Below are 3,059 nucleotides of genomic sequence, written 5' to 3' on the forward strand. Positions count from 1 at the left end.
GGCCTGCAACTCCAAGGCCTTGAATAAAGCGCCCGATGAGCAGGGTATTAATATCTTGCGCAAAAAAACAAATCAAACTGCCGCAAAAAAACAGTGCGATACCGGCGTAGAGAATTTTTTTACGTCCGGTTGCATCGGACAAGGGGCCACATACTAATTGGCCTATGGCCATCCCCAGAAACAAGGCGCTGATAATGTATTGCGCCTGATTGCTATGCGAGAGTGGGATATCGTTGCTAATGAATCCGAGAGCTGGGAGCAGTGCATCAATCGACATAGCCACAATCGACATCAGGAGCGCAACCAGCAGGGTAAATTCCTGCGCAGAAATACGCGAGGGTGTGGGGTGGGTTGAGTAATCAGACATATAGTGGCTTCCGTGATAAATAAACTAACGCAGGGATGGATCATACCCAAATGCCAATGCCAGCTTCTGTCAGTAAATGTTAATGCTGGCAGGATTGATGGGTTACGTTAGTTAGTCGAATGAGATGGTATTAAATCGACAGGTTGGTTGATTTAATTTTCTCTTGCCCATCAAGGGGAATTAATTGCCCTTGAAGGGAGGTAATGCGTTGCATGGGTGATATTTATCAGCGTGGAAACTTGTACATTATGCCGCCGTCATAGGGTAATTTCGGCAGATGTTTTTCCATGCGCATAATGGCATCGGTGTGAATTTTTTTCACATCAGGTTTTGTGCCCACTTCCATACGGCGTGACAGCATGGTGATTGGAAACAGGCAGTCGCTGGTTTTTTTGACGCAAAGTGCGCGGCTGCGGCCAATTTCATCTTCGTAAATTTTCCATTCAAAGGTGTTGGGAAAATCAGCCAGAATCAAGTTGCCCAAGGCCAGGCCCATGGCTTGTTGGGTTTCATAATCGTCTTGCTCGACAAGGTTTTTATCGACAAGGCGCTGAATAGTGTCTAAATCACTGAGATCTTTACGAATCGGTGTGCCGAGTTTGGTTTGTGTCAACTCGCTTAGCTTGGTGAGCTCTTGTTCCATTTTGTTCTTGTCCATCCAGCCTAGTTCTTTAATAACGACATCTTTTGGTGGTGCAACAGGAGTGGGTTCAGACACCACATTAAGGGGTGTTTGTGCATTTGTGATAGCTACACTACATGTAAGCGTCAAAGCGATAAGCGGTTTCAGGTAATTCATTGTGTCCTCGCAACATCTATAGTGAGAATTAATTTTTTGTCAGCGTTTTGTTGCCGGCAAAGTGGGAATCATGGGGGGTAAAAATCAAGGGTTGCGGATTGAAATCATCCAGCGGTACCGAAAATCCATTGGCATTGACGATATGGATATGCTCGCTTTTTAGTTGGCGCGGCTCAGCAACGCCACAGGAGTGGGCAATCATAGCAACGCTTTTTGTGATGTTGTATTGATAGGCTGCCACACGCTCTGCTTTGTTGGTTGGGTCAAGCCCTTTTTGCAATTTGCTATTGTGAGTGGTAATGCCGGTAGGGCACGTATTTTTGTGGCATTGCAATGCCTGGATACAGCCCAGTGCAAACATAAATCCACGCGCGCTATTCACAAAATCGGCACCACTGGCAAGTGCCCATGCCACCATGTGAGGGGTGACCAGTTTGCCCGCGACGATAATTTTAATACGCTCCTTTAAACCTGCCTCTGTTAACAGCGCGGTTACCCAGGGCAGGCTTTCTTTGATGGGTAAACCTACATGGTCCATCAGTGGTTGTGGTGCAGCGCCGCTGCCGCCATCGGAGCTGTCGAGGGTAATAAAATCCGGTGCGGCTTCAATGCCGTGAATGCGGATTTCATTGATCAAATCGATTAACCAATTTTTCTCGCCAAGTACGGCCTTAAAACCAACCGGTTTACCGGTGACATTGCGGATATGGTTGATCATTTTCAACAGCTCGGCCACCGAGCGAATATCCGTGTGGCCATTCGGGCTGATCGATGCCTGTCCCTCAGGGATACCGCGAATCAATGCCACTTCAGCGGAAACTTTTTCTGCCGGCAATATGCCGCCTTTCCCGGGCTTAGCGCCTTGGCTTAATTTTATTTCAAACATTTTGATTTGTGGTTTTGCCGCCAAATCCAGTAGGCGCGCATCGCTCAAATTACCATTCAGGTCGCGCACTCCGTACTTCGCGGTGCCTATTTGAAATACCAAATCGCAGTTGCCTTCAAGATGGTAAGGGGACAAACCTCCCTCCCCAGTGTTTAACCAGCAGCCTGCTTTCGCTGCGCCATGCGATAAGGCTCTGATCGCGGGGCTGGAAATGGCGCCATAACTCATACCGGAAATATTGAAGATCGAGTTGGTTGCGTATGGCGTTCTGCAAAAAGGGCCAAGGGTAACGGGGGAGGGCATAAGCGCATCGTTTTCCATGATGGGAAATACGGCGTTTAAAAAAATCAGTGTGCCCGGTTCATTTAAATCGAGTGTGGAACCAAATCCTATGTTGCTATCAACATTTTTCGCTGCACGATAAACCCAGGAGCGATCGGCGCGATTAAAGGGCATTTCTTCGCGATCATTGGCGAAAAAATATTGGCGAAAAAACTCGCCGAGATGTTCAAAAAAATAACGGAACCGGCCAATAACCGGGTAATTTTTGCGGATGGCATGCGTATTTTGGGTGATGTCGGCGATATACATAATCACCAATGTCAGTAAGACCGCACCAACTATCAAGATGAAACTGACTTCAAGCCAGGTCAGCAGTTTTAGTGCCCAGTGTGAATCAATCATGGTGTTCTTAATTCCTAATCTATTTGAGTGTCAGTGTACAGTTTAACGTTATTTCTTCCTGTTGATTTCGCGTAATACATTGCAAGATCAGCATGTTTGATCAGGGTGTTTTTGTCATCACCGTCTTGCGGATAAATCGCAATACCGATACTGCAGGAAATGTTAAGTAAAAAATTGTCGATCTTGAATGGCTGGTTCAACGCGGTGCGGATTTTATCGGCAACCTGACGGCTTATATGGCGTGTACTCATGCCGCGCAATTGCAATTCCCGGGCTGAAATAATAATCATAAATTCGTCGCCGCCGTAGCGCGCGACTGTGTC

4 protein-coding genes are annotated in these 3,059 nt (G+C 47.0%); all 4 read right to left on the minus strand.

Going from position 1 to position 3,059, the window contains the following annotated elements; genetic code table 11:
- Positions 1-367: MFS transporter (locus ACWA6V_RS19945; protein ID WP_449524133.1), on the minus strand; the 367-nt coding region annotated here is incomplete at its 3' end.
- A 226-nt stretch (positions 368-593) separates the two neighbouring features.
- Positions 594-1,166, minus strand: a complete 573-nt coding sequence (locus tag ACWA6V_RS19950) for a DUF3806 domain-containing protein (protein WP_449524134.1) — start codon at positions 1,164-1,166, stop codon at positions 594-596.
- 28 nt (positions 1,167-1,194) lie between these two features.
- On the minus strand, positions 1,195-2,736 hold the full coding sequence (locus ACWA6V_RS19955; protein ID WP_449524135.1) for an FMN-binding glutamate synthase family protein: 1,542 nt from the start codon (positions 2,734-2,736) through the stop codon (positions 1,195-1,197).
- Between the two features lie 14 nt (positions 2,737-2,750).
- On the minus strand, positions 2,751-3,059 hold a 309-nt coding region (locus ACWA6V_RS19960), incomplete at its 5' end, for a diguanylate cyclase domain-containing protein (protein WP_449524136.1).

Source organism: Cellvibrio sp. (assembly GCF_053579595.1).